General features: G+C 71.5%; 22 protein-coding genes and 1 pseudogene. 8 read left to right on the forward strand and 15 right to left on the reverse strand.

Translation table 11 applies throughout. From position 1 onward, the window contains the following. Positions 1-116: 116 nt before the first annotated feature. The 3 genes from IE267_RS30980 to IE267_RS30990 form a co-directional block, all read right to left on the reverse strand. Positions 117-1,877, reverse strand: a complete 1,761-nt coding sequence (locus tag IE267_RS30980) for a glycoside hydrolase family 3 protein (protein WP_373304615.1) — start codon at positions 1,875-1,877, stop codon at positions 117-119. A 265-nt stretch (positions 1,878-2,142) separates the two neighbouring features. Beyond that, the gene (locus IE267_RS30985; protein WP_167153078.1) at positions 2,143-2,598 is read right to left on the reverse strand and encodes a carboxymuconolactone decarboxylase family protein; all 456 of its coding nucleotides are present in this window, start codon (positions 2,596-2,598) and stop codon (positions 2,143-2,145) included. A gap of 182 nt (positions 2,599-2,780) precedes the next feature. Then, complete coding sequence (locus IE267_RS30990) at positions 2,781-2,954, reverse strand: hypothetical protein (RefSeq protein WP_229861504.1); 174 nt, start codon at positions 2,952-2,954, stop codon at positions 2,781-2,783. Positions 2,955-3,112: 158 nt separating this feature from the next. On the opposite strand from IE267_RS30990, the gene IE267_RS40310 reads away from it, so the two are divergent. Continuing rightward, the gene (locus IE267_RS40310) at positions 3,113-3,340 is read left to right on the forward strand and encodes a Scr1 family TA system antitoxin-like transcriptional regulator (RefSeq protein WP_308428859.1); all 228 of its coding nucleotides are present in this window, start codon (positions 3,113-3,115) and stop codon (positions 3,338-3,340) included. Here IE267_RS40310 and IE267_RS30995 read toward each other — a convergent pair. Both IE267_RS30995 and IE267_RS31000 read right to left on the reverse strand, forming a co-directional pair. Further along, on the reverse strand, positions 3,295-4,173 hold the full coding sequence (locus IE267_RS30995; RefSeq protein WP_189765445.1) for a hypothetical protein: 879 nt from the start codon (positions 4,171-4,173) through the stop codon (positions 3,295-3,297). The two genes, IE267_RS40310 and IE267_RS30995, sit on opposite strands and share 46 nt — an antisense overlap. 76 nt (positions 4,174-4,249) lie before the next feature. Continuing rightward, on the reverse strand, positions 4,250-5,155 hold the full coding sequence (locus IE267_RS31000) for a LysR family transcriptional regulator (RefSeq protein ID WP_189765446.1): 906 nt from the start codon (positions 5,153-5,155) through the stop codon (positions 4,250-4,252). Positions 5,156-5,259: 104 nt separating this feature from the next. Between IE267_RS31000 and IE267_RS31005 the strand changes: the two genes are divergently transcribed. The 3 genes and pseudogenes from IE267_RS31005 (at position 5,260) to IE267_RS31015 (ending at position 7,296) form a co-directional block, all read left to right on the forward strand. After that, complete coding sequence (locus tag IE267_RS31005; protein WP_189765447.1) at positions 5,260-6,228, forward strand: EamA family transporter; 969 nt, start codon at positions 5,260-5,262, stop codon at positions 6,226-6,228. Positions 6,229-6,260: 32 nt separating this feature from the next. Continuing rightward, positions 6,261-6,629, forward strand: a complete 369-nt coding sequence (locus IE267_RS31010; RefSeq protein WP_189765448.1) for a hypothetical protein — start codon at positions 6,261-6,263, stop codon at positions 6,627-6,629. Next, positions 6,626-7,296: pseudogene (locus IE267_RS31015) on the forward strand (nucleotidyl transferase AbiEii/AbiGii toxin family protein). The gene IE267_RS31010 and the pseudogene IE267_RS31015 overlap by 4 nt, the downstream one beginning before the upstream one ends. Positions 7,297-7,327: 31 nt before the next feature. Here IE267_RS31015 and IE267_RS31020 read toward each other — a convergent pair. The 4 genes from IE267_RS31020 to IE267_RS31035 form a co-directional block, all read right to left on the reverse strand. Next, on the reverse strand, positions 7,328-8,098 hold the full coding sequence (locus IE267_RS31020) for a sugar phosphate isomerase/epimerase family protein (protein ID WP_189765449.1): 771 nt from the start codon (positions 8,096-8,098) through the stop codon (positions 7,328-7,330). A gap of 631 nt (positions 8,099-8,729) precedes the next feature. After that, entirely contained in the window at positions 8,730-9,575 is an 846-nt protein-coding gene (locus IE267_RS31025; protein ID WP_189765450.1) for a sugar phosphate isomerase/epimerase family protein, read from the reverse strand. Next, a complete protein-coding gene (locus IE267_RS31030) occupies positions 9,572-10,726 on the reverse strand; it encodes a dihydrodipicolinate synthase family protein (RefSeq protein ID WP_189765451.1) in 1,155 nt (384 codons plus the stop codon). The genes IE267_RS31025 and IE267_RS31030 overlap by 4 nt, the downstream gene beginning before the upstream one ends. Then, positions 10,723-11,877: a Gfo/Idh/MocA family protein gene (locus tag IE267_RS31035; RefSeq protein WP_189765452.1), complete on the reverse strand. Its 1,155-nt coding sequence runs from the start codon at positions 11,875-11,877 to the stop codon at positions 10,723-10,725. The genes IE267_RS31030 and IE267_RS31035 overlap by 4 nt, the downstream gene beginning before the upstream one ends. A gap of 205 nt (positions 11,878-12,082) precedes the next feature. On the opposite strand from IE267_RS31035, the gene IE267_RS31040 reads away from it, so the two are divergent. After that, positions 12,083-13,132, forward strand: a complete 1,050-nt coding sequence (locus tag IE267_RS31040; RefSeq protein WP_167153087.1) for a LacI family DNA-binding transcriptional regulator — start codon at positions 12,083-12,085, stop codon at positions 13,130-13,132. Between the two features lie 547 nt (positions 13,133-13,679). Here the strand turns inward: IE267_RS31040 and IE267_RS31045 are convergent. Then, entirely contained in the window at positions 13,680-14,822 is a 1,143-nt protein-coding gene (locus IE267_RS31045) for a CapA family protein (protein WP_268251603.1), read from the reverse strand. A gap of 149 nt (positions 14,823-14,971) precedes the next feature. Between IE267_RS31045 and IE267_RS31050 the strand changes: the two genes are divergently transcribed. Next, positions 14,972-15,211, forward strand: coding sequence for a hypothetical protein (locus tag IE267_RS31050; RefSeq protein WP_161253636.1), 240 nt, complete (start codon positions 14,972-14,974; stop codon positions 15,209-15,211). Between the two features lie 97 nt (positions 15,212-15,308). Here IE267_RS31050 and IE267_RS31055 read toward each other — a convergent pair whose 3' ends face one another. Beyond that, complete coding sequence (locus IE267_RS31055; RefSeq protein WP_167153088.1) at positions 15,309-15,881, reverse strand: DUF937 domain-containing protein; 573 nt, start codon at positions 15,879-15,881, stop codon at positions 15,309-15,311. Between the two features lie 543 nt (positions 15,882-16,424). Here IE267_RS31055 and recD2 point away from each other — a divergent pair. Continuing rightward, positions 16,425-18,647 (forward strand): SF1B family DNA helicase RecD2, encoded by a 2,223-nt coding sequence (recD2, locus tag IE267_RS31060; protein WP_189765453.1) that lies wholly within the window; start codon positions 16,425-16,427, stop codon positions 18,645-18,647. A 179-nt stretch (positions 18,648-18,826) separates the two neighbouring features. Continuing rightward, positions 18,827-20,125: a citrate synthase gene (locus IE267_RS31065; protein ID WP_100578456.1), complete on the forward strand. Its 1,299-nt coding sequence runs from the start codon at positions 18,827-18,829 to the stop codon at positions 20,123-20,125. Positions 20,126-20,525: 400 nt separating this feature from the next. On the opposite strand, the gene IE267_RS31070 is transcribed toward IE267_RS31065, so the two are convergent. The 4 genes from IE267_RS31070 to IE267_RS31085 form a co-directional block, all read right to left on the reverse strand. Then, on the reverse strand, positions 20,526-22,988 hold the full coding sequence (locus tag IE267_RS31070; RefSeq protein WP_189765489.1) for a heavy metal translocating P-type ATPase: 2,463 nt from the start codon (positions 22,986-22,988) through the stop codon (positions 20,526-20,528). 148 nt (positions 22,989-23,136) lie between these two features. Continuing rightward, on the reverse strand, positions 23,137-23,448 hold the full coding sequence (locus IE267_RS31075) for a heavy-metal-associated domain-containing protein (protein WP_189765454.1): 312 nt from the start codon (positions 23,446-23,448) through the stop codon (positions 23,137-23,139). A gap of 180 nt (positions 23,449-23,628) precedes the next feature. After that, positions 23,629-23,829: a helix-turn-helix transcriptional regulator gene (locus IE267_RS31080; RefSeq protein ID WP_161253648.1), complete on the reverse strand. Its 201-nt coding sequence runs from the start codon at positions 23,827-23,829 to the stop codon at positions 23,629-23,631. Between the two features lie 327 nt (positions 23,830-24,156). Further along, entirely contained in the window at positions 24,157-25,059 is a 903-nt protein-coding gene (locus IE267_RS31085; RefSeq protein ID WP_189765455.1) for a sugar phosphate isomerase/epimerase family protein, read from the reverse strand. Between the last annotated feature and the right edge of the window lie 15 nt (positions 25,060-25,074).

Raw genomic sequence — 25,074 nt, forward strand, 5'->3', positions numbered from 1 at the left:
TATGCATACTTCCCCCCTGATACGACTCAAGCTTGTCCCGGCGGGGCGGGCACATGCCAGGCAGCCGGGGGGCTTTGGGTCACTTGGGGGTGGTGCGCCGGGTTCCCGGCGTACGCCTAGTACGTCAGGCCGTGACCGATCGGGTAGAGGTCGCGCGTAGGGTCGTCGGCCCGGGGGACGGCGACCGGGAGGCGGCCGCGCGGACGAGCCCGCCCCGCCAACACCCTTGCCGCCGCCCGGAGTTCGACATCGGTCCAGCAGTACGTGGCGAGCGACGCCGCGTACCCGCTCAGGTACGCGATGTCGTACGGATTGCGGAGCGCGAGGTGGACCACCGGCACCCCGCTCGCGCCGAGCGCGGCCACCAGCCTGCTCTGCGCGCCGCCCGCCCCCGCGTTGTACGTGCCGACGAGCACCGCGTCCTGCCCGTCGGAAGCCGCCCGCACCGCCGCGTCGATCTGGGTCTGGGACGGCAGCGTGCCCGTGCTCAACACCGTGGTGCGGAAGCCGAGTTCGGTGAGGGCGCGGGCCAGGACCTGGGTGGGCGGGCCGGTCGTGCCGGAAGGGGAGTCCGGGTCGGCGCCCACGACCAGGAGCCGGCGGTGGCTGCGCCGGGACAGCGGGAGCAGCCCGCGCGGGTTGGCGAGCAGGGTCGTGGTGCGCTCGGCGATCCCGTCGGCGGCGGCCAGGTGTGCCCGGACTCCGACCGTACGGTCCACGCCCCGCGCACCGACGTACGGCCGGGCGAACAGCCCCCGGCGCTCCTTGAGCCGCAGGATGCGAAGGAGCGACGCGTCGAGGCGGGCCTCGCTCAACTCGCCGCTCGCCACCGCCGAACGCACCCCGTTGAACGCCACGTCCAGCTTGGGCGGATCGAGAAGCTGGTCGACGCCCGCCAGGAGGGCGAGTACGGGCACCCGGTCGTCGCCGTACTTGTCGCGTACGCCCTTCATGCCGAGCGAGTCCGTGATGACGACCCCGTCGAAGCCGAGCTGCTCGCGCAGGATGCCGGTGAGGATCGGGCGGGAGAGGGTGGCCGGGTCATTGCTCGGGTCGAGCGCGGGGAACTGGATGTGCGCCGTCATGATCGCGTCGATCCCGGCGGCGATCGCGGCCCGGAACGGCGGCGCGTCGAGCCGGTCCCACTGCTCACGGGTGTGGGTGATCACCGGAATCCCGGTGTGGCTGTCGACGCTGGTGTCGCCGTGCCCGGGGAAGTGCTTGGCGGTGGCCGCGACCGAGGAGTCCTGGTAGCCGCGCACCTCGGCCGCGACCATACGGGCCACGGCGGCGGAATCCGCGCCGAACGACCGTACGCCGATGACCGGGTTGGCCGGGTTGATGTTCACGTCCGCGTCGGGGGAGTAGTCCTGCCGGATGCCGATCGCCGCGAGCTCGGCGCCCGAGATGCGCCCGAGCGTGCGGGCGTCCTCCGTCGACCCGCCCGCACCCATCGCCATCGCGCCGGGGAAGAGCGTGGCCGGTGCGCCGACCCGGCACACCGCGCCGTGCTCCTGGTCGGTGGCGATGAGCAGCGGCAGCGGAACGCGCTGGGCGAGTCCGGCGGCCTGGATGCCGTTGGACAGGTCCGCGATCTGGTGCGGGTCGCGGGTGTTGTGCGCCCAGCTGAAGTAGATGATGCCGCCGACGTGGTACTTCGCGATCAGCTCGGCGGCGTCGCGCACGCCCAGCTCGCGCAGGTTGGCGTCGATGTCCGCCTGGTCGGGGGCGGTGGCGGAGTGCCCGTAGACCCGTGTGACGAAGAGCTGCCCGATCTTCTCCTCGACCGTCATGCGGGCGATGAGCGCACGGAGGCGGCGGTCGGCGCCCACGGCATCCGACGCGCGGGCGGGGAGCTGGGGGCCGAGGGCGCTCATGGCGGCCACGGCGGCGCTGGTGGTCAGGAGGCTGCGTCTTGAGGTGCGGTGCTGCACGTGCGCTCCTTCCGGCGGTGGTACCCGGGGAAACCAGGAAATGGAAGAAACTTCCAAACCGAACCGATATCCGGAAAGTTATTGTCAGTCAAGGCTATGCGCACGAGCCGCGTCGAGGCGTGGGGACCGGCGTCGGAGGCGGGTGCCGGGCGGGGCGATGCGGCACACCCCCGTGGCGCGCATCGCTCCCCCCGCACGGTGCCCTGGACTACCAGGCCGCCCCTGCGATCTGCCGCGTGGTCGCGTTGAGCCGGTTGAAGAGGTTGGTCACGCCGATCATGAGGACCAGTGAGGCGAGCCCCTTCTCGTCGTAGTGCCGGGCGGCCTCGTCCCAGACCTCGTCGGACACGGCGTCCGGCCGGTCGGCGAGCCGGGTCGAGGCCTCGGCCAGGGCGAGGGCCGCGCGCTCGGCGTCCGTGAAGTACGGCGCCTCGCGCCAGGCCACGACCGTGGCCAGCTTCTCCTCGCTCACCCCGCCCTTGCGGGCCTGCTTCACCCCCTGGTCGATGCACGGGGCGCACCCGTTGATCTGGCTGGCCCGCAGGTGCACCAGCTCCAGCGTGGACTCGTCCACCCCGCCCTCCTTCGCGGCCTTCAGCACGCCGAGGACGGCGGGCAGGGCGCTGGGGATGACCTGGACGGGGTTCGTCATACGTGCCTGCATGGCGGTGGCTCCTGTGTGTAGTGGGCGGCGTTTCCGTTCGCCTTCACTGCACTGACCGAGCAGGGCCTCGAAATGTGACAGCCCCGCCGAAATTCTTTCCGCCAGTGCCGGGCGGGGCATGACGTACGGCTCCCACGTCCGCCCGCCGTCCCGTGACACCCGCAGCGCGAGCGCCGGCCCCGCTACCAGCGCCCCCCATGCCGGACCGCCTTCTCCGCCAGCCATGCGCGCACCTGTCCCTCCTCCTGGGCGGAGGCGGTGCGCAGATCACGCGCGGCGATCGTCGCGACGAAGTACACGAACCGGACGCGCCGCCAGTCACCGTCCGTGCCGATCACCTTTCCGGGCCCGTACACGTCCGTCCCGGTGTGGGCGACGTACGCCCGTGTGTGTCGAATCGCTCACAGCTTGGGGTCGTGTTCCGTGCGCTGGATAGTGCACTGAGGGTGACAACGGGTGCTGCAAGAAAGGGAGTTGGTGTCGTGGCTATCGAGGACAACCCCTCGCGGAGGCGTTGGAGTTCGAGGGCCAGACGACCGTGATTCACGACTACGCGGCGAAACTGGTGCCGGGAATCCTCCAGACAGAGGCCTACGCGCGTGAGGTGCTTGCCTCCGGAGCCAGGCCGGAAGAGCGACGAGGTGCCTCCATGCCCCTGCCTGCCCCTCTCCCGTGCACGCGGTGCGCCCCATGTGGCTACGGACCGGTATGCAGCCACACCGAGACGATCTCCTCGGCGTAGGTGCCGACTGCGATGCCATCGGCAATCAGTGTGAGAGTGCCTTTGCCTTCATTGCCGGGTGCGGAGATGCGGAGCCAGCCCGAGCGGACGTCGTGGTCGATCGGCCATTCCTCCGTGCGATCCAGCGCGACGGGCTGACCGGGGACGAAGGGGCGGTCGGGTTCGGCGAACACCACGCCGGGCGGCATGTCCGGGAGGTCGAACCTTGCCGCGTTCCAGGACTCACGCGGGCTGTATCCCCGGGCGTAGAGCACCTGGCGGGTTGTGATGCCCACTTCGAGCTGGAGTGAGCCGATGCGCAGGCTCACGGATCCGTCCGATCCGGTGCGCGCCGACTTGTCGGTGCGGCCCTCCGGGGCGCAGACGAATTCCACGTTTCCATCGTCCTGATACAGGAGTCGTCCCCGCAAAGGCATACCGGGCTCTGCGTGGGCGACTACTGCGGAGGCCTGTTCGGAGCCACGGCTGCTTGAGTCCACGTCTCCGCGCAAAGCGATGCTGAGATCCGCCAGACAAGCAAGGGACTTGGCGCGTGCGATGAAGATTTCTGGATAGTCCATTGCGAGGGTTGCTGCCGGGGGATAGATCACCTCATTCACGTATGCGGGCAGGTCATCGCGCAGCCCGGCGAGAACCTCCGCCAGGACACGTTCAGGCAGCTCTGCCAGGAACAGGCAGCCGGATGCTGCCTGCGTGGTGACTGTCTCTGCCGCACGCTCGTCCCGGACTCGCCGGTGAATGAAGGCGACGATGTCATCGAACAGTGCGCTCGTCGCCGACCAGTTGAGGTCGTTACCTACGCCTTCGCCTGGCAGCACTACGAGCTTGGACATCGGACTCCTTGTGTCACGGGGCAAGCGGAGGCTGCGTCGGATGCGTCGCCGACGGCACGCGATGGTGCGGGGGCCCTCAGTCGCTGAGCCGGGCCCAGGCGTCGTGGAGGGCGTGGACCGTCGCCGTGATCGCGGGGCGGCGGGCCGCGCCCGTGCGCCACAGGGCGTAGAGGCGGCGGGTCGGGGCCGGGTCGAGGGGTAGGGCCACTACGCCCTCGGGGAGTGGGCCCCGGCCCAGGCGCGGTATCAGGGCTATGCCCAAACCGGCTGACACCAGGGCGAGTTGGGTGTGGTACTCGGCGGCCTGGTGGCGCAGATACGGCTCGTGCCCGTCGGCGCGCAGGGTGCGGACGAGCCAGTCGTGGCAGACCGAGCCGGGCGGCTGGCAGATCCAGGGTTCCTGGGCGAGGTCGGAGCGGTGGATCACGGCGCGGGACGCGAGGGGGTGGTCCTCCGGGACCAGTACGTCGCAGTGGTCGTCGCCGATGGCCGCGTACTCGACGCCCTCGGGGGCGGGCAGCGGGGCGATGTCCCAGTCGTGGGCGACGGCCAGGTCGATGATGCCCTTGGCCACGAGGTCGACGGAGACGTGCGGATCGACTTCGGACAACCGCGTTTCCAGGGTGGGGTGTTCACGGGCCAGGGCGGCGAGGGCTTGCGGAAGGAGTCCGCGCGCGGCCGTGGCGAACGCGCCGACCGTGAGCACCCCGGTGGGCAGGCCGCGCCGCTCTTCGAGCGCGGTCTCCGCGCGCTCGACGATGGCCATCAACTCCCTTGCCGTGGCGGCCAGATGGAGAGCGGCGTCGGTGAGAGCGATGCCCCGGCCCCGGCGTTCGAGGAGCGTCGTACGGGTCTCGCGTTCCAGCTTGGTGATCTGCTGGGAGATCGCGGACGGGGTGTAGCCGAGTGCTGTGGCAGCGGCGGCGACCGAGCCGTGCACGTGGACCGCGTGCAGTGCGCGCAGCCGGGCCAGGTCGAGCACGGGTCCTCCCGGATGTCGTGACGGTGACGATTAAGCAGTGCTTCCGCTCATCATCAACGAATCCGCGCTGGTGCTGAATGGTCGGGGACCGTGATCCTCGACGCATGCGTCCCGTACACATCGCCCTCGCCGTGCTCGTCGCCGCCGTGTGGGGGATCAACTTCGTCGTCATCGACGTGGGCCTCGGCCACTTCCCGCCGCTGCTGTTCTCCGCCCTGCGGTTCCTGGTCGCGGCGCTGCCCGCCGTGTTCTTCGTGGGGCGGCCGAAGGTCGCGTGGAAGTGGGTCGTGGCCGTGGGGCTGGTGCTCGGGGTCGGGAAGTTCGGGCTGCTGTTCATCGGGATGAGCCAGGGGATGCCGGCCGGTCTTTCGTCGCTCGTCCTTCAGGTGCAGGCGGTCTTCACGGCGGTCGTGGCGATGGCCGTGCTGGGTGAACGGCCCAGCAAAGTAAGGCTGTTGGGGATGGTGGTGGCGCTCGCGGGCATCGTGCTGGCGGGGGTGGACGAGGGCTCGGGCGGGCCGCTGCTCGGCTTCGCGCTGACCGTGGGGGCGGCGGCGTGCTGGGGCGCCTCGAACGTCCTGACCCGCAGGGCGGCCCCGCCCGACGCGCTGAACTTCATGGTGTGGGTGTCCGTCGTCCCCGTACTCCCGCTGCTTGCCCTCTCCCTGCTCTTCGAGGGGCCGGAGCGGGACGCCGAGGCGCTGGCCGGGTTCGACTGGAGCGGGGCGGGGGCGCTGGTGTACGTGGCGTGGCTCAGCACGGTGTTCGGCTTCGGGGCCTGGGGGATGCTGCTGCGCCGCTACCCGGCGTCGTCGGTGGCACCCTTCAGCCTGCTGGTCCCGGTGTTCGGGATGTCCTCGGCGGCGGTGCTGCTCGGGGAGCCGGTGACGCCGCTGCGGTGGGGTGCGGCGGCGCTCCTGGTGGGCGGGGTGGCGCTCACGTCGCTGGTGCGGCCGACTCGGTCCGGGAGGGGCGCGCCGGGTATGCCCGACCCACGGCGAGCCGTCCTGGCTGGGGGGCGGCGTCCGCTCGGAGGGGCGGTCCCGGGGCGGGGGCTGGAACGTTCGAGGTGACCCCTTCCATCCCCTCGGTCCAAACTGACGGGATGGCTGAGGTTTCCTCTCGTTTCCCGGTGGCGAACGCGTTCGAGCCGCTGTGTGAGCAGTATGCCAAGCGGCTGCCCGCCCGCTTGGAGGATCTGGCCGGCCCCGACCACGGCACGGTCGAGCTGCCGCTGCACGTGGTGTGGTCGGGCCGTTGTTCTTACGACCTGGCCGGGCTCAAATCGCGGATGGGCTTGTATCGCACGGTCCTCGCCGAGGGGCAGTACCAGGACTTGATCGATTTCCTGAACCGGGATTCGCTCATCGCCCAATGGCCCGTGCTGCGCACCCTGATCAGCCGTCCGATCCGGTACGTCTGGGAAGCCGCCTTCCCCGAGCTGGTCGCGGCCGGAGCTGTGCGGGCCGCGTGAACCTGACCGATCTGCACCGGCGGCTCCTGGCGGATGTCCTCGCCATCGGCACCCGTTACCCGCTGGTCATCACCGGCGGGTACGCAGTCCAGGCGCACGGCCTGGTCGACCGCCTCAGCCAGGACCTCGACCTGGCAACGGAGAGCCCGGCCCCCTCGCGGACATTGTCCAGACGGTCGGCGAGGGTCTTGCACAGCGTGGCTGGGAAGTCCGCGAGATCGAGACGGGAGCCTTGTCCGGTCGGCTCATCGCCGTGGATCCCCCGACCGGGGCGGAGTGCGAGGTGAACATCCTCAAGGAGGCGTTCTGGGCTCCCCCGGCCGTCATCGAGCATGGGCCGGTACTGGCGTTCGACGACGTGATCGGTACCAAGGTGCGGGCCCTCGCGGGCCGTGGCGCGGTCAGGGACTTGATCGATGTCCATGCGGCTTCGGGACATCGCACCAACGCGGAACTCGAGAGCCCGGGCCGTCGCCACGCTCGCTTCGAGGTCAGCCTCCAGGAACTCCGCGACCGTCTGGCCGGAGCCGAATGGTGGGATGACGAGGACTTCACCGACTACGGTCTCAGCCCCGAGCAGCTGACCAGCCTGCGTGTCCGGGCGAACGCCTGGGTGGGTGACCTGGAAGCCCGGTTGCACGGGGCGGGCGACCTGGACGGCGGCTGAACACCGCCGCGACGCCGCTCGCGGCAAGGGCCTACGCCCCGGTCAGCCCCGCCAGGTACTCCCGGCCCGCCGCCAGCAGCTCCGGGAAGGGGTCGGCCTCGGGGTACCAGCGCTTCTCGTACTCCCAGCACAGCCAGCCGTCCGCCGGGAGCAGGGCTACGCACTCGGCGAGAGGGAGCACGCCGGTGCCGAGGGGGAGGGGCGTGGTGTCCTCGGCGGACGCGATGTCCTTCACCTGCGTGTAGCCGAGGTGGGGGGCGAGGTGGGCGAACGACTCGGCGGGGGGCTCGCCGCCGAGCCACGTGTGCATGACGTCCCAGATCGCGCCGACCCCGTTCCGGTTCACGCGGTCGAGCAGGGCGGACACGGCCGCGCCGGTGCGGTGGGAGTCGTGGGTCTCCAGGAGGATGCGTACGTCGCTGTCCTCCGCCAACTGGGCGGCCCGGGTGAGCTGTTGTACGGCCCTTTCGTCGGCATCCGGGGTGCCCTCGCCGCCGGGGAACACGCGGACGTAGCTCGCGCCCAGGTCGTGGGCGAGGCGGACGAGCTCGGGCAGCTCGTGGGGGGCCAGGGGGTGGGTGACCCTCGCGTAGCCGGCGACGGTGAGGACTTCGATGCCGTGCGCCTCGAACTCCCTTTTCGCGGAGGCCCGTTCATGTGCGCCGATGCCGGGGTGTACGGGTTCCTCGGGGTGGGCCCGCAGCTCGACGCCCTGATATCCGGAGGCGCCGGCCAGCCGGGCCACGTCCGGCATGGGCATGCCGGGGAGGCCGAGGGTGGAGAGGGCGAGTCTGTGCGTCATAGTGCGGGTCCTTTCGATTGGGGGATTCTTTCCCCACCCCGCCCCTTCCCACTGTGACACTCTGCGGCTGCGCCGCGGGGCCTCCGGGGGGTGTGGTCCGGCTACTGGTCGAGTGCTGGGGCTCCGCCCCAGACCCCGTTCGCGCGTGAAGGGCGCTCGTCCTCAATCTCCCCCAAGGCCTTAAGGGCCAGGGGGGACCCCCATGACGGGCTGAAGGTGCCCCAGTGCCGGTACGGCTAGGGGCGCCGGGGGCAGGCCGAAGTTGCCGGCGCCGATCGGCACCAGTACCGCCCAGGGGCGCGGGGACCTGCGCGACCGGCCCCGCACGGTGCGAGGCCGAAAGAGGGGTTTGGGGGCGCCGGGAGCAGGCCGAAGACGCCAACGCCGACCGGCACCGGTACCGCCAAGGGCGCGGGGAACTGCGCGGTCGGCCATGCGCGGTCCGCAGCCGAACCAGGGGGCCCGGGGGCGCAGCCCCCGGAAAGGCCGCCCACCCCACTTCACCCCCGGAGGGTTTCGGGAAGGGGTGGGGAGGGGCAGACAACCGGGGCCCGGGGCGGAGCCCCAGGAGGTCGAAGCATCCGACCCCTCGCACGGGGGCGCGGGGCGGGGTGACCGGCCGGGGCTGGGGCTAGTCCAGGATCTGCGCGAAGCGGGACGCCGTGTCGGCCAGGAGGGCGACCCCGTCCCCCGCCCACAACCCGTCGTTGAACAGCTCGACCTCGACCGGCCCCGCATACCCCGCCAGCTCGACGAGCGAGGCCCACCACGCCAGGTCGATGGACCCCGTCCCCAACTGGCCCCGGCCGTTCAGCACGCCCGCGGGCAACGGCGTTACCCAGTCCGCGAGTTGGAAGGCGTGAATGCGCCCGGCGGCCCCCGCCCGCACCACCGCTCCCGGCGCCGCGTCGTCCCACCACACGTGGTACGTGTCGACCACCACCCCCACCTGGGAAGGGGGGAAGGCCGACGCCAGATCGAGCGCCTGGTTCAGCGTGGACACCACGCAGCGGTCCGAGGCGAACATCGGATGCAGCGGCTCGATCGCGAGCCGCACCCCCCGCGCGGCGGCGTACGGTCCGAGCGAGGCGAGCGCCTCGGCCACCCGCTCCCGCGCGCCCGCGAGATCCTTGGAGCCGGCCGGGAGCCCGCCCGAGACCAGGACCAGCGTGTCCGTGCCCAGGGTGGCCGCCTCGTCGATCGCGGCGCGGTTGTCGGCGAGGGCGGCGGCGCGGGCGGCCGGTTCGACGGCGGTGAGGAAGCCGCCGCGGCACAGCGTGGTGACGTCGAGCCCCGCGTCCCGCACCAGTTTCGCCGATGCCTGGAGCCCGTAGTCCGCCACCGGCTCCCGCCACAGGCCGACCCCGCGCACCCCGAGCCGTACGCACGCGTCCACGAGCTCCGGCAGGGAGAGCTGCTTCACCGTCATCTGGTTGATGCTGAAGCGCGATGACAGGGGAGGCGTCGAAGGGGTCATTGGGGGACTCCGGATACGGTCAGCAGGGATGTCATGCGGGCTGCGGCCAGTGCCGGATCGGGGAACAGGCCGAGCCCGTCGGCCAGTTCGTACGCCCGTGCCAGATGCGGCAGCGACCGCGCCGACTGGAGTCCGCCGACCATCGTGAAGTGCGACTGGTGGCCGGACAGCCAGGCCAGAAACACAACGCCCGTCTTGTAGAAGCGGGTTGGAGGTGCGAACAGGTGGCGGGACAGGTCCACCGTCGGGTCGAGGAGAGCGCGGAAGGCGGCCGTGTCCCCCTTGTCCAGTACGCGGACCGCCTCGGCCGCCAATGGGCCCAAGGGGTCGAAGATGCCCAACAGGGCGTGGCTGAAGCCCTGTTCGTCGCCCGCGATCAGTTCGGGATAGTGGAAGTCGTCGCCGGTGTAGCACCGTAGGCCGTCCGGAAGGCGACGCCGCAGAGCCACCTCGCGGCGGGCGTCGAGGAGGGAGACCTTGATGCCGTCGACCTTGTCGGGGTGCGCGGCGATGACCTTCAGGAACGTCTCCGTCGCCTCGTCCAGGTCGGACGAGCCCCAGTAACCGTCGAGCGCCGGGTCGAACATCGGGCCCAGCCAGTGCAGGATCACCGGCTCGGACGCCTGGCGGAGGAGGTCGGTGTAGACCGCCGCATAGTCCTCGGGGGAGCGGGCGGCCGCGGCCAGGGCCCGCGAGGCCATCAGGATCGGTTGGGCCCCGACGCCCTCGACCAGGGCGAGCTGCTCCTCGTACGCCGACCACACCTGGGGCAGCGTGGCGGAGGGCCCGAGCTGGTCCGTCCCGACTCCGCACGCGATCAGCCCACCGACCGCCCTGGCCTCGGCGGCACTTCGCCGGATCAGCTCCGCCGCCGCCGGCCAGTCCAGACCCATGCCGCGCTGGGCGGTGTCCATCGCCTCGGCGACACCGAGTCCGTGCGACCACAGGTGGCGGCGGAAGGCGAGCGTCGCCTCCCAGTCGACGGCCGCGGGGGAGTCGGGGGAGACGTCCGCGTACGGGTCCGCCACGACGTGCGCCGCCGAAAAGGCCGTACGGGAGCGGGGAGTTGGGCCGGGGGAGAGGGTGAGCGGCGTCGGGCGGGGCTCGTAGGGCCTCGTCGTGCCGTCCGGGGACGGGAGCCGTAGCGTCACAGCGCGACCTCCGGAACGTCGAGGCGGCGGCCCTCCGCGCTGGAGCGCAGGCCCAGTTCGGCGAGCTGGACGCCGCGGGCCCCGGCGAGCAGGTCCCAGTGGTACGGCTCGTCGAGCGCTACGTGCCGCAGGAACAGCTCCCACTGCGCCTTGAACCCGTTGTCGAACGTGTCGTTGTCCGGCACCTCCTGCCACTGCTCGCGAAATCGCTCGGTGGCCGCAAGGTCCGGGTTCCACACCGGCTTGGGTGTCGAACTGCGGTGCTGGACACGGCAGTTGCGCAGTCCGGCCACCGCCGATCCCTCCGTTCCGTCCACCTGGAACTCGACGAGCTCGTCGCGGTTGACGCGTACCGCCCAGGAGGAGTTGATCTGGGCGACCGCGCCGCCCTCCAGCTGGAAGATCCCGTACGCGGCGTCGTCGGCGGTCGCCGCGTACGGCTCGCCCCGCTCGTCCCAGCGCCGCGGGATGTGGGTGGCGGTGTGCGCGGTCACCGAAGTGACCCGGCCGAACAGCTCGTGCAGGACGTACTCCCAGTGCGGGAACATGTCCACGACGATGCCGCCGCCGTCCTCGCGGCGGTAGTTCCACGACGGGCGCTGCGCCGACTGCCAGTCGCCCTCGAACACCCAGTAGCCGAACTCGCCCCGCACGGACAGGATGCGGCCGAAGAAGCCGCCGTCGATCAGGCGCTTCAGCTTCAGCAGGCCCGGCAGGAAGAGCTTGTCCTGCACGACGCCGTGCTTGACGCCGGCGGCACGGGCGAGCCGGGCCAGGTCCAGCGCGCCGGACAGGCCGGTGGCGGTGGGCTTTTCGGTGTAGATGTGCTTGCCCGCCGCTATGGCCTTGCCGAGCGCCTCCTCGCGGGCGGAGGTGACCTGGGCGTCGAAGTAGATGTCGACGGACGGGTCGGCGAGGACCGCGTCCAGATCGGTCGACCACTCGGTCAGGCCGTGCTGGTCGGCCATCGCCTTCAGCGCGTGCTCGCGCCGGCCGACCAGGACCGGCTCGGGCCACAGCGTGCTGCCGTCGCCGAGGTCGAGGCCGCCCTGCTCGCGGAGGGCGAGGAGGGATCGTACGAGGTGCTGGCGGTAACCCATGCGTCCGGTGACGCCGTTCATGGCGATCCGCACGGTCCTGCGTTCCGTCATGTGATCCCTCCGGGGGCGAGCTGGTACGGGGTGTGCCCGGTGGTGCGCGGGCGGGCATGGCTAGGCGGAAGGCGCCCGGAACCTGGGAGAATGCTGATAGCAAGCGCTTTCTACTGGGCAGGACGCTAGCCTGCGCACAGTGCCTCGGACAAGAGGCCGAAAGCTTGAACGGTGCGAACGCGGCCCGACCCGTGCGGAGGCAGAGATGACAGCGACCCTGGCGGACGTGGCGGCCCGGGCCCAGGTGTCCCCGGCGACCGTCTCCCGCGTCCTCAACGGCAACTACCCGGTGGCGGCGGCCACTCGGGAACGCGTGCTGCGCGCGGTCGACGAGCTGGACTACGTCCTGAACGGGCCCGCGAGTTCGCTCGCCGCGGCCACGTCCGACCTGGTCGGCATCCTCGTCAACGACATCGCCGACCCGTTCTTCGGCATCATGGCCGGGGCGGCCCAGGCGGCGATCGGCGAGGAGCGGGGGGCGCGAGAGAAGCTCTCCGTCATCTGCAACACCGGGGGCTCTCCGGAGCGCGAACTCACCTATCTGACGCTGCTCCAGCGTCAGCGCGCGGCCGCCGTCATCGTGACGGGCGGGGCGCTCGAAGACCCCGCGCACCAGGCGGCCGTCGGGGCGAAGCTCGCGCGGCTCGCGGACGCGGGGACGCGCATCGTGCTGTGCGGGCGGCCGCCGCTGCCCGGCGACAGCGTCACCGCGACCCTCGCCTTCGACAACCGCGGCGGCGGCAGGCGCCTGACCGAGCACCTCATCGGCCTCGGTCACCGCAGGATCGGTTACGTCGCCGGTCCCACGGAACGCACCACGACCCGGCACCGCCTGGAGGGCCACCGGGCCGCCCTGGAGGCGGCGGGCCTCGCGCGCACGCTGGACGCGCGGGTGGTGCACGGGTCGTACGACCGCCGGTCCGGATACGACGCGGCGCTCGAACTACTGCGGCGGGAGCCGGAGTTGACGGCGCTGGTGGCCGCCAACGACACGGTGGCGCTGGGGGCGTGTGCGGCGCTGCGGGACCGGGGGCTTTCCGTCCCCGGGGACGTCTCGGTGGCGGGGTTCGTGGATCTGCCCTTCAGCGCGGATGCGGTGCCGGCGCTGACGACCGTCCGGCTGCCTCTGTACGAGGCGGGGGCTCGGGCGGGCCGGCTCGCCCTCGGCCTCGAACCGGCTCCGCCCGGGGGGATCGCGACGGTGCACGGGGAGTTGATGGTGCGGGCTTCCACGGCGGCGCCGCGCGCCCTCTGACCACCCGCCACAGCCAACCCCTGGGGCTGCGCCCCGGGCCCCGGGGTCCAACCCCGTGGGGGCTGCGGCCTGGGCCCGGGGGCCAACCGCCTGGGGCTGCGCCCCGGGCCCCGGGGGCCAACGCCCTGGGGCCCCGGGTCTGCCGCTGGGTGCCCCTTCCGGGGCGGAGGTTTGCCCCTCCCCGCCCCTTCCCGCAACCCTCCGGGGGTGGGTCGGCTTCCAGGGGCTGCGCCCCCACCCCCCTTTTCGGCTGCGAACCGTGGTCGCTTTTCGCGCAGTTCCCCGCGCCCCCAAAAAACCCATCGTCGGCCTCGCACCGTGGTGGGTTCCCGCGCAGTTCCTCGCGCCCCTGAAAGGCTCGGTGCTGGGGCACCTACAGCCTGTCCGGCGTTTGAGGACGAGCGCCCTTTAGGCGCGAACGGGGGTGCAGGGGGCGGAGCCCCCGCAGGGGTCTGGGGCGGAGCCCCAGGGGCCGGAACCAACCAACCCCGAGTGACGGGCGGGCGGGTGGGCAAACCCCCCTGGGTCTGGGGCGGAGCCCCAGGGGTCAGGGTTGTGGCCCGGGGGACAGGGCCGCGCAGCCCCGCAGGGAGGCCAGCCGGTCCGTGACGGACTTGGCCGCCGCCCCGGACTGCGGCATCGGAACCCCCCGGCCGTCCACCACCGCAGGAGCGAAGGCCTGCTTCACGACCTTGCCATGAGCGATCGTCAGCGTCGCGATCCCGCTGTCGTTGGAGCGCGGGTAGGGCGACGTCCCGTACCAAAGCAGGTTCCCCAGGCCGTAGTTGACGTACGACCTGCCCAGCATCCCCGACCCCAGCATCACGTGCGCATGCGTACCCACCACCGCCGTAGCCCCCGCGGCCGACAACTTCGCGGCGATGGACTTCTGCTCGGGGCCCGGGCAGGACTGCCCCTCGGTGCCCCAGTGCAGGTACACCACGACGACGTCCGCCTCCGCCTTCGCCCGCTTCACCGCCGCGATCAGCTTCGCCTGGTCCAGGGCGGACGCTATGCCCGGCTTCCTCGGCCCGGCGCGGAACTTGTCGTTCGTCAGGTCCATCACCTGGCTCGCGGCGACCACGGCCAGCCGCACCCCGCGGATGTTCTTGACGTACGGCTTGTACGCCTCGGCCTCGCTCGCGCCTATGCCGAGCACCGGTATGGGGGCGTGGTGCACGGCATCGAGGGTGTCGGCCAGGCCCGCGGGGCCGTAGTCGACGGCGTGGTTGTTGGCCATCGACACCGCGTCCACGCCCGACGCCTGAAGGGCGGTCAGCGCTTTGGGCGGGGTGCGGAAGTGATACAGCTTCGGCTCCGCCGCGCCCCGCGTCGTGATGGCGGTCTCCAGGTTGACCATCGCGAAGTCGGCGGCCGCGACGGTCTTGGACATCGGGCCCAGGGCCGGGTCCGCCGGGGTCGCGTTCAGACGGGGTGCCGTCCGCTCGGTGAAGTGGACGTCCCCGCCGAACGCGAGGGTGATCGTCCCCGGCGGCAGGTCTGGCGTGGGCTGGGCCGTGACGGCGACCGCCGCCTCGGGGCCCGCCGGGGCGGACCGTACGGCTGCGGGGGCGGCGGCCGGCGACCCGGAGCACGCGGTGGAAGCCAGCAGGACGCCGAGGGCCAGCACGGATGCCTTCGCGGTGACGGTGTGACGCGAGTGGGCCCTGAGGCGGGCGGGGGCGGGCATGCGCGTCAGGGTATTCGCGCGGGTGTGCGAGACGGGGTGCGGGGTGCCCCTTGCCGGTCGCGGGACCGATCGGGCGTACGCAGGAGCATGTGCGGCAGGGATGGGGGAAGTGATGGCACGACGGGGCACGATCACGAACGGAGGCGGTCATGGCAGGTTTTCTCGACCGGGCCAAGGAGCAGGCGCAGAGCGCCCTCAACCAGGGCAAGCAGAAAGTGGACGAGGTCCAGCAGCAGCGGGCCGGCAACGACCTGTTGAAGCGGCTCGGCGCGGCGTACTACGCCGAGCGGCACACGGGCGGCACGCCGGCCGACACGCAGCTGGCCCTAGCGGCCGTGGAGGCGCACATCGCGGCACACGGTGACGCGTTCCTGCGCGGAACGGGCTGAGAAGCTTTACCGGTCCTGGCCGGTGCGCCGCGCCACTCCGGCCACGGCGTACCGGCCAGGACCCGTCGCGGGTGGCGGCTTCCCGCCGACGCCCGCGCTACTTCTTGCCCGCGCCGCCCAGGATCTGTCCCAGGATGTCGCCGAGGCCGCCCGCGTTCGCGCCCGAGGCCGGGCCGGGTGACGTGCCCGGCGCCGCACCCGGTGCCGCCCCGGATGCCGTGGGCCTCGACGCCGCCCGCTTGGTCAGGACGGCCAGCGCGACCGGGAGCAGGACTTCCAGCGCCTTGGCCACCGTGGCCGGCGGCAGACCCGTCTTCTTGGCCACCGCGTTCGCCACCGGGCGGGCCACCTTCGCCAGGACCCCGGCCGCGAGACCGCCGCTCAGCATGCCGCCGAGCCCGCCGCCCAGCGTGGCCACCCCCTGCAGGGGGGCCTCTTCCGGCGGAGCCTCCGCCACCGCCTGGCGGACCTCCTCCTGAGTGTCCGGGGGCAGCCCGCCCGACAGCGCGGACATCGTCGTGCCGACCACGTCCTGCGCGCCCGCCGCGTCCGTGCCGAGCAGTCCGGCGATCTGCTGGAGTCCGTCGTCGCCCAGCTCGTCCATGACGTCCTGGTGAAAGGACTGCTGCGAGGGGCCGCCATCAGGAGTGGGGGAGGGATTGTCGCTCATGCCGCAAACGCTACGTTCGGCCCGCTTCGTCGGCATGTCGAGCGGGCGGTGAGCGTACGCGGGACCTCCGGAAAAATTACCGCTCGCAGTCGTGCAACCCTTCCGGGGTGACGGAGGTCTAAGGGGCGTCGGTGCTTCAGGGGAGGGATCCGGGGGGATTTCGGGAAGCGCTGACGGGGAGGGAAATCGAGGGGCCCGGTCGACGGACCGGGCCCCCTTGAATTGAATTGCGCGGACCGGTCTCCTTCGCATCCGGCGGACCGGACCCCGTGCCCCCGGTGGACCGGACCCCGTGAGTCCGGTGGACCGGACCTTCGAATGTGGGCCCGCGAGGCCCCCTCAGCCCCCTCAGCCCCCTCAGCCCCCTCAGCCCCCTCAGCCCCCTCAGCCCTCTGAGCACCCTGCCGCGTCTCGGGCCTCTCGGGCCTCTCCGGCCTCTCAGGTCTCCCGGGCCTCTTCGGCCGGCCCCCGCCGCACCCCCGACTCCCTTGCGCCGAAGCCGTGTTGTCCGGGGTGTCAGTGCGGGGCGGTAGCGTCGGGGGCATGTCCAGTCTCACGGGTGCGGCGGTGGTGGAGGGGGTCCTCGAACGGATCACGTACGCCAATGAGGAGAGCGGATACACCGTCGCGCGGGTCGACACCGGCCGCGGCGGCAACGATCTGCTCACCGTGGTCGGCTCGCTGCTCGGCGCGCAGCCGGGGGAGTCGCTGCGGATGGAGGGCCGTTGGGGCTCCCATCCCCAGTACGGCAAGCAGTTCACCGTCGAGAACTACACGACGGTGCTGCCCGCCACCATCCAGGGCATCCGGCGCTACCTCGGCTCCGGCCTAATCAAGGGCATCGGCCCGGTCTTCGCCGACCGCATCACCCAGCACTTCGGCGCCGACACCCTCGACGTCATCGAGCAGGACCCGAAGCGCCTGATCGAGGTCCCCGGGCTCGGGCCCAAGCGGACCAAGAAGATCGCCGCCGCGTGGGAGGAGCAGAAGGCCATCAAGGAGGTGATGGTCTTCCTGCAAGGGGTCGGGGTCTCCACCTCCATTGCCGTGCGCATCTACAAGAAGTACGAGGACGCCTCGATCTCGGTCGTGAAGAACCAGCCCTACCGGCTGGCCGCCGACGTCTGGGGCATCGGATTCCTCACCGCCGACAAGATCGCCCAGGCCGTCGGCATCCCGCACGACAGCCCGGAGCGGGTGAAGGCGGGCCTGCAGTACGCGCTGTCCCAGTCCACCGATCAGGGGCACTGTTTCCTGCCCGAGGAGCGCCTGATCGCGGACGCGGTGAAGCTGCTCCAGGTCGACACCGGGCTCGTCATCGAGTGCCTCGCCGAGCTCATCGCCGAGGAGGGGGCCGTGCGCGAGAAGGTCCCGGGGCCCGACGGGGGCGAGCCCGTCGCCGCCGTCTACCTCGTGCCGTTCCACCGCGCCGAGCTGTCGCTGGCCGCCCAGGTCGGCCGGCTGCTGCGGACCGGCGAGGACCGGATGCCGTCCTTCGCCGGGGTGGACTGGGACAAGGCGCTCGGCTGGCTGGCCGCACGCACCGGCGCCGAGCTCGCCCCCGAGCAGCAGGAGGCCGTGAAGCTGGCGCTGACCAGCAAGGTCGCCGTGCTCACCGGCGGCCCCGGCTGCGGCAAATCCTTCACGGTCCGCTCGATCGTGGAGCTGGCCCGCGCCAAGAAGGCCAAGGTCGTCCTCGCCGCGCCGACCGGGCGGGCCGCCAAACGCCTGGCCGAGCTGACCGGCGCCGAGGCCTCCACCGTGCACCGCCTGCTCGAACTGAAGCCGGGCGGCGACGCGGCGTACGACAAGGACCGGCCGCTGGACGCGGACCTGGTCGTCGTCGATGAGGCATCCATGCTCGACCTGCTGCTCGCCAACAAGCTGGTCAAAGCGGTGGCCCCGGGCGCCCATCTGCTGATGGTGGGTGACGTCGACCAGCTGCCCTCGGTCGGTGCCGGCGAGGTGCTGCGCGATCTGCTCGCCGAGGGCGGTCCCGTCCCCAGCGTGCGTCTTACCCGGATCTTTCGGCAGGCACAGAAGTCCGGCGTCGTCACCAACGCCCACCGCATCAACTCCGGCTCCCCGCCCATCACTTCGGGCCTCGACGACTTCTTCCTGTTCGTCGAGGACGAGACGGAGGACGCGGGCCGGCTCACCGTCGACGTCGTGGCCCGCCGCATCCCGGCGAAGTTCGGGCTCGACCCGCGCCGCGACATCCAGGTGCTCGCCCCGATGCACCGCGGGCCGGCCGGTGCCGGCACCCTCAACGGCCTGCTCCAGCAGGCGATCACACCCGCCCGGCCCGACCTGCCGGAGAAAAGGTTCGGTGGAAGGGTGTTCCGCGTCGGCGACAAGGTCACCCAGATTCGCAACAATTACGAGAAGGGCCTCAACGGCGTCTTCAACGGCACCGTTGGCGTGGTCACCGCGCTCAACCTCGACGACCAGCGCCTGACGGTCCTGACCGACGAGGACGAGGAGGTGCCGTACGACTTCGACGAGCTCGACGAGCTGTCCCACGCCTACGCCGTGACGATCCACCGCTCCCAGGGCAGCGAGTACCCGGCCGTCGTCATCCCGGTCACCACCAGCGCCTGGATGATGCTCCAGCGCAATCTGCTCTACACGGCGGTGACCCGGGCCAAGAAGCTCGTCGTCCTGGTGGGGTCCCGCAGGGCGATCGGTCAGGCGGTGCGTACCGTTTCCGCAGGCAGGCGCTTTACCGCACTGGCTCACCGGCTGGCAGGGGGCACTTTGGTGTGAAACCTCACCCCGGACTTTCCTAACCGGGGCGAAGGGGGCAGGATGAGCAGGTTGACGGCACTGAGTGCCGTGAATAAGCCCAATGGGCGACCCCGAGTGCACTCTGCTGAGCCAAATGGGGGATGGTAGAGACAGTCAGGGCACCTCGAAGAAGAGGCACTACGTCGGTGAGGGATGACGTGAGCGAGAACGCGAACAACGCTGTAGTACTGCGGTTCGGCGATGGCGAGTACACCTACCCGGTGATCGACAGCACCGTCGGCGACAAGGGCTTCGACATCGGGAAGCTCCGAGCCCAGACCGGACTGGTCACCCTCGACAGCGGATACGGCAATACCGCCGCCTATAAATCCGCCATTACCTACCTGGACGGCGAGCAGGGAATCCTGCGCTACCGCGGGTACCCGATCGAGCAGCTGGCGGAGCGCTCGACCTTCGTCGAGGTCGCGTACCTGCTGATCAACGGCGAGCTGCCGACGGTCGACGAGCTTTCCAGCTTCAAGAGCGAGATCACCGGGCACACGCTGCTCCACGAGGACGTGAAGCGGTTCTTCGACGGCTTCCCGCGGGACGCCCACCCGATGGCGATGCTGTCCTCGGTGGTCTCCGCGCTGTCCACGTTCTACCAGGACAGCCACAACCCGTTCGACGAGAAGCAGCGTCACCTGTCCACGATCCGGCTGCTTGCGAAGCTGCCGACGATCGCGGCGTACGCGTACAAGAAGTCGATCGGCCACCCCTTCGTCTACCCGCGCAACGACCTCGGCTACGTCGAGAACTTCCTGCGCATGACGTTCTCGGTGCCGGCGCAGGAGTACGAGCTTGACCCGGTCGTCGTCTCGGCGCTCGACAAGCTGCTCATCCTGCACGCGGACCACGAGCAGAACTGTTCGACCTCCACCGTGCGTCTGGTCGGCTCCTCGCAGGCGAACATGTTCGCCTCGATCTCCGCGGGCATCAGCGCCCTGTGGGGCCCCCTGCACGGTGGCGCCAACCAGTCGGTCCTGGAGATGCTGGAAGGCATCCAGGCCAACGGCGGCGACGTGGACTCCTTCATCCGCAAGGTGAAGAACAAGGAGGACGGCGTCCGCCTGATGGGCTTCGGCCACCGGGTGTACAAGTCCTTCGACCCGCGCGCGAAGATCATCAAGGCCGCCGCGCACGATGTCCTCTCGGCCCTCGGCAAGTCCGACGAGCTGCTCGACATCGCGCTGAAGCTGGAAGAGCACGCGCTGAGCGACGACTACTTCGTCTCGCGCAACCTGTACCCGAACGTGGACTTCTACACGGGTCTGATCTACCGCGCCATGGGCTTCCCGACCGAGATGTTCACGGTCCTCTTCGCCCTCGGCCGCCTGCCGGGCTGGATCGCCCAGTGGCACGAGATGATCAAGGAGCCCGGCTCCCGCATCGGCCGCCCGCGTCAGATCTACACGGGTGAAGTGCTGCGTGACTTCGTGCCGGTCGAGGGCCGCTGACCCTCCGGTGACACATCGCTGACCCGCCGGTCGCGGCCGAACTCCCGGGAACGCCGGGGTGGTTCGGCTGACGCCCGGGCGGTTCGGCGCCAGAAAGTCGGAAAGCGCCCCGCTGCCAATCCCCCCACGGGTTGGCAGTCGGGGCGCTTCCCTGTTTCCCGGTGCGGATTCCCCCCACGGGATCCGGCCGGGGGTCTAGGCGGTCTGCCGGGGTACGTACCTGTCGGGTGGGCCGCTCAAAGCTCCCGACGTACGTGCCCCGGCCAACGCGTTGCCTGGAACGTCCCCCAAGACATTCCATGGACGTCCCCCAAGACATCCGCGGCATCGCACACTTAGACTCCCGACCCCTCCCGATGGTTACCTCAAAACCTCTGTGATCTAGATCTCTTTGTGGAGGTCAGGTGAAGGAACGCAACCGTAGGCTGTTGGTTACCACGAACACGGACGAGAACGCCATAGCCGCGCCCGCGACCATCGGATTCAGCAGGCCCGCGGCGGCCAGCGGCACGGCGGCCAGGTTGTAGCCGAATGCCCAGAAAAGGTTGCCTTTGATGGTGGCCAAGGTGCGCCGGGACAAACGGATCGCATCCGCGGCAACCCGCAGGTCACCGCGTACGAGTGTGAGATCGGCGGCCTCGATCGCGGCGTCCGTGCCGGTACCCATGGCGAGACCCAGATCGGCGATGGCGAGCGCGGCCGCGTCATTGACGCCATCGCCGACCATCGCGACCGTACGGCCCTGTCCCTGCAGGCGCTCGATCACGGCGGCCTTGTCCTCGGGCAGGACCTCCGCGTGGACGTCGTCCGCCGCGATGCCGACCTCCGCGGCCACCGCGAGGGCGACCGTGCGGTGGTCGCCGGTGAGCAGCACCGGGGTCAGCCCGAGGGCCCGCAGTCGGGCGACGGCCTCGGCGCTGGTCTCCTTCACGGTGTCCGACACGGCGAGCACGCCCCGGGCCACCCCGTCCCAGGCGACGACGACGGCCGTACGCCCCCGGGCCTCGGCCGCGCTCCCGGCCGCGGCGAGCCCGGGTGGCAGTACCAGGTCACGGTCCCGCCCCACGTACACCCGGTGGCCCTCCACGACGCCCTCCACGCCCCGGCCCGGCAGCGCGCGGAAGTCCTCCGTGTCGGGCAGCGCGCCGGCCCGGTCCTCGGCGCCGGACGCGATCGCGCGGGCGATGGGGTGCTCCGACGCGTACTCCAGGGCCCCGGCCAGGCGCAGGAGTTGCTTCTCCTCGACGTCGTCGGCGGTGTGGACCTCGGCCAGGCTCATCCGGCCCGTGGTGACCGTCCCCGTCTTGTCGAGGACGACGGTGTCGACGCGGCGGGTCGATTCGAGCACCTCCGGGCCCTTGATCAGGATGCCGAGCTGGGCACCGCGCCCGGTGCCGACCATCAGGGCGGTCGGGGTGGCCAGGCCGAGTGCGCACGGGCAGGCGATGATCAGTACGGCGACGGCCGCGGTGAAGGCGGCCGTGGCATCACCGGTGGCGAGCAGCCAGCCGGTCAGGGTGGCCAGCGCGATCAGGAACACCACCGGCACGAAGACGCCCGCGATGCGGTCCGCGAGGCGCTGCGCCTCGGCCTTGCCGTTCTGGGCGTCCTCCACCAGGCGCCCCATGCGGGCGAGTTGGGTGTCCGCGCCGACCCGGGTCGCCTCGACGACCAGGTGCCCGCCCGCGTTGACCGTGGCGCCGGTGACGGGGTCGCCCACTCCCACGTCCACCGGGACGGATTCGCCGGTCAGCATCGAGGCGTCGACCGCGGAGGCGCCCTCGACGACGGTGCCGTCCGTGGCGATCTTCTCGCCGGGCCGGACGACGAAGTGGTCGCCGGTGCGCAACTCGCCCACCGGCACGCGCAGTTCGGCGCCCTCGCGCAGCACGGCGACGTCCTTGGCGCCCAGCTCCAGCAGGGCCCGCAGGGCGGCCCCGGACTTCCGCTTGGCGCGGGCCTCCAGGTGGCGGCCGAGCAGGATGAACGTGACGACTCCGGCGGCGACTTCGAGGTAGATGGTTCCCGAGCCGTCCCCGCGGCCGGTGCCGAAGCCGAACCCGTGCCGCATGCCCGGCAGGCCGGCGGTGCCGAAGAACAGCGCCCACAACGACCAGCCGAACGCGGCGAGGGTGCCGGTGGAGACGAGGGTGTCCATCGTCGCGGCGCCGTGCCGCAGGTTGGTCCACGCGGCGCGGTGGAAGGGGAGGCCGCCCCAGACGACGGCGGGAGCGGCGAGGGTGAGGGAGAGCCACTGCCAGTTGTCGAACTGGAGCGGGGGGATCATCGCCAGCGCGACGACGGGCGCGGAGAGGAGGGCCGTGACCCTCAGCCGCGTCCTGAGCGTGGCCGGGGCCCCTGCCTCCCCCTGCGGGGTGGGCATCCTCTGCGGGGTGGGCTGCTCCTGCGGGGTGCGCTGGCCGTGCGGGGTGGGCTGCTCCTGTGGGGTGCGCTGCCCGTGCGGGGTGGGCTGCTCCTGTGGGGTGCGCTGCCCGTGCGGGGTGCTGCTCGGCGTCGGCGTCTGCGGGTCGGTGGCTGCCGGGGCTCCGCCCCGGACCCCGTTCGCGCCTGAAGGGCGCTCGTCCTCAAACGCCGGACGGGCTGAAGTGGGTTGCCATACGGGTGGGGTGGGCTGCTGCCTGGCTGGGGTGGGTTGCCGGTCGGGCGGGGTGGGTTGGTGTGCGGGCGGGGTGGGCTCCGCCGTGTAGCCCGTTTTCCGGACCGTGGCGATCACGTCGTCGACCTCCACGCCCTCGCCGAAGGCGACCCGCGCCTTCTCCGTCGCGTAGTTGACCGTCGCCGTCACCCCCGGCATCCGGTTCAGCTTCTTCTCGATACGGGACGCGCATGCCGCACAGGTCATTCCGCCGATGGCGAGTTCGATGTGCGGGGCGGGGGCGGCGGGGTCGGGGGTTTGCACGGGTGGCTCCAGAAAGCGGGCCGGGCCGCACGGTGCCGGCGGGCAGCCGGGCGGGTGCGGCCCGAGGGGTGAGCGAAGGGGCGCGCTCCGGTCAGGCGAGGCCGACCAGTTCGAAGCCCGCCTCGTCGACGGCCGCGCGGACCGCCTCCTCGGCGAGCGGGGCGGCCGAGACCACGGTGACCTCACCGGTGGCGGCGACGGCCTTGACCGAGTCGACGCCCTCGATCTCGGAGATCTCGCCGGACACCGCGCCCTCGCAGTGGCCACAGCTCATGCCGGAGACCTTGTAGACGGTGGTGACGGCGCCCACCTGGACGTCGGCGACCCCGTCGCCGTGGCAGCCACCGGCGGGCGAGCAGCAGGAACCGGTCGCGGCGACGGTGGTCTCGGTCTCGGCGGTCATGGCGTTCTCCTCTTCACGGGCGTACGAATCCATGGTGCATGAGGGGGCCACGGGGAGGCCGGGGCGCCCTCACGCTCCCCAGGTTATACCCCTAGGGGGTATAAAGCGACCGACGCGGTCGCGGCCGGGGGCGTTTCGTGGTGATAACGACGCGATCGCCGCCCCCGGTGCGCACCCCCCTCAGTCGGTGCGGCGGCCCCGGTTGCCCGGGCGGCGGGCGACCCAGGTGCGGATCGTGTCCGCGAACCAGTAGGGCTTGCCGTTCTCCACGAGGTCCGGGGCCGGAAGGAGTCCGTGTTTGCGATAGGAGCGCACGGTGTCGGGCTGCACCCGGATGTGTGCGGCGATTTCCTTGTAGGACCAGAGCCTTCGGTCGGTCATGTAAGGCACCTCCCTGCGTGCGTCGCAGCGGCGGCCGGACGGTCGTCGGGGGAGCTGCGGCGCCAACGCTTGGCGATCACTCAGCCTGTGCCCGTTGAACGACAGAGAGTGAGGCCCGGGGGACTCCTGTCGACCGCCTGTGACGCAAGACCCGCGTAATCGAGACATGTGTGACGGGAGGGAGACCCTTGTAACGCACGTGACGAAAAGGGCGGTTGGTGCGAACGAGTGAACGCGGGTGTCGCCCGGCGGGGCCCGCGGGGTGCCGGGCGACACCCCGCGCGGGGGCGCGGGGTGCTGGGCGGGTCGTGGGGAGGCCGGGGTCGGTCAGGCCCCGCAGGAGCGAAGGAACGCCCGGGTGCGCTCGGCGATGGGCAGCGGCCGGTCCGGGTCGCACGGGTACATGTCCTGCTCGACGATCGCGAAGAGGTCGACGTCCAGGTCCTGGGCCGCGGCCAGCACCGGTTCGAGCGCGGGCACGCCCCGGGGCGGCTCGCACATCACGCCCCGCGCGACGGCGGGCCCGAACGGCGTTCCCTCGGCGCGGACTTGGGCCAGGACCTCCGGGTCCACCTGCTTGAGGTGGAGGTAGCCGATCCGCTCCCCGTACGTCTCGATCAGCTTGACGCTGTCTCCGCCGCAGTACGCGTAGTGCCCGGTGTCCAGACACAGCGAGACCAGGTCGGAGTCGGTGGCGTGCAGGAAGCGGGCCACGTTCTCCTCGCTGTCGATGTGGGTGTCGGCGTGCGGGTGCACGACCACGCGCAGGCCGTAGCGATCGCGCACCTCGCGGGCCAGGCGCTCGGTCTGACCGGCGAGATCACGCCACTGTGCGGCGGTCAGGGTGCTGTTCTCCAGCACCTCGCCGCTCTTGTCGTCGCGCCAGAAGGACGGGATGACGACGAGATGGCGGGCGCCGGTCGCCCGGGTGAGGGCGGCCACGTCCGAGACGTGCGCCCAGGTCTTCTCCCACACCGACGGACCGTGGTGCAGCCCCGTGAAGACGGTCCCGGCCGAGACCCGCAGATCCCGTGCGGCGGTCTCCTCGGCGAGGCGCGCGGGGTCGGTGGGCAGATAGCCGTACGGTCCGAGTTCGATCCACCGGTAGCCGGCGCCCGAGACCTCGTCGAGGAAGCGCTGCCAGGGGACTTGGCGAGGGTCGTCGGGGAACCAGACGCCCCAGGAGTCGGGAGCCGAACCGATCCGGATGCGGGTCTTCGCCGTCGTCATGGGACCAGCCTTCCG

Source organism: Streptomyces xanthochromogenes (genome assembly GCF_014650455.1).
Taxonomy (GTDB): Bacteria; Actinomycetota; Actinomycetes; order Streptomycetales; family Streptomycetaceae; genus Streptomyces; species Streptomyces xanthochromogenes.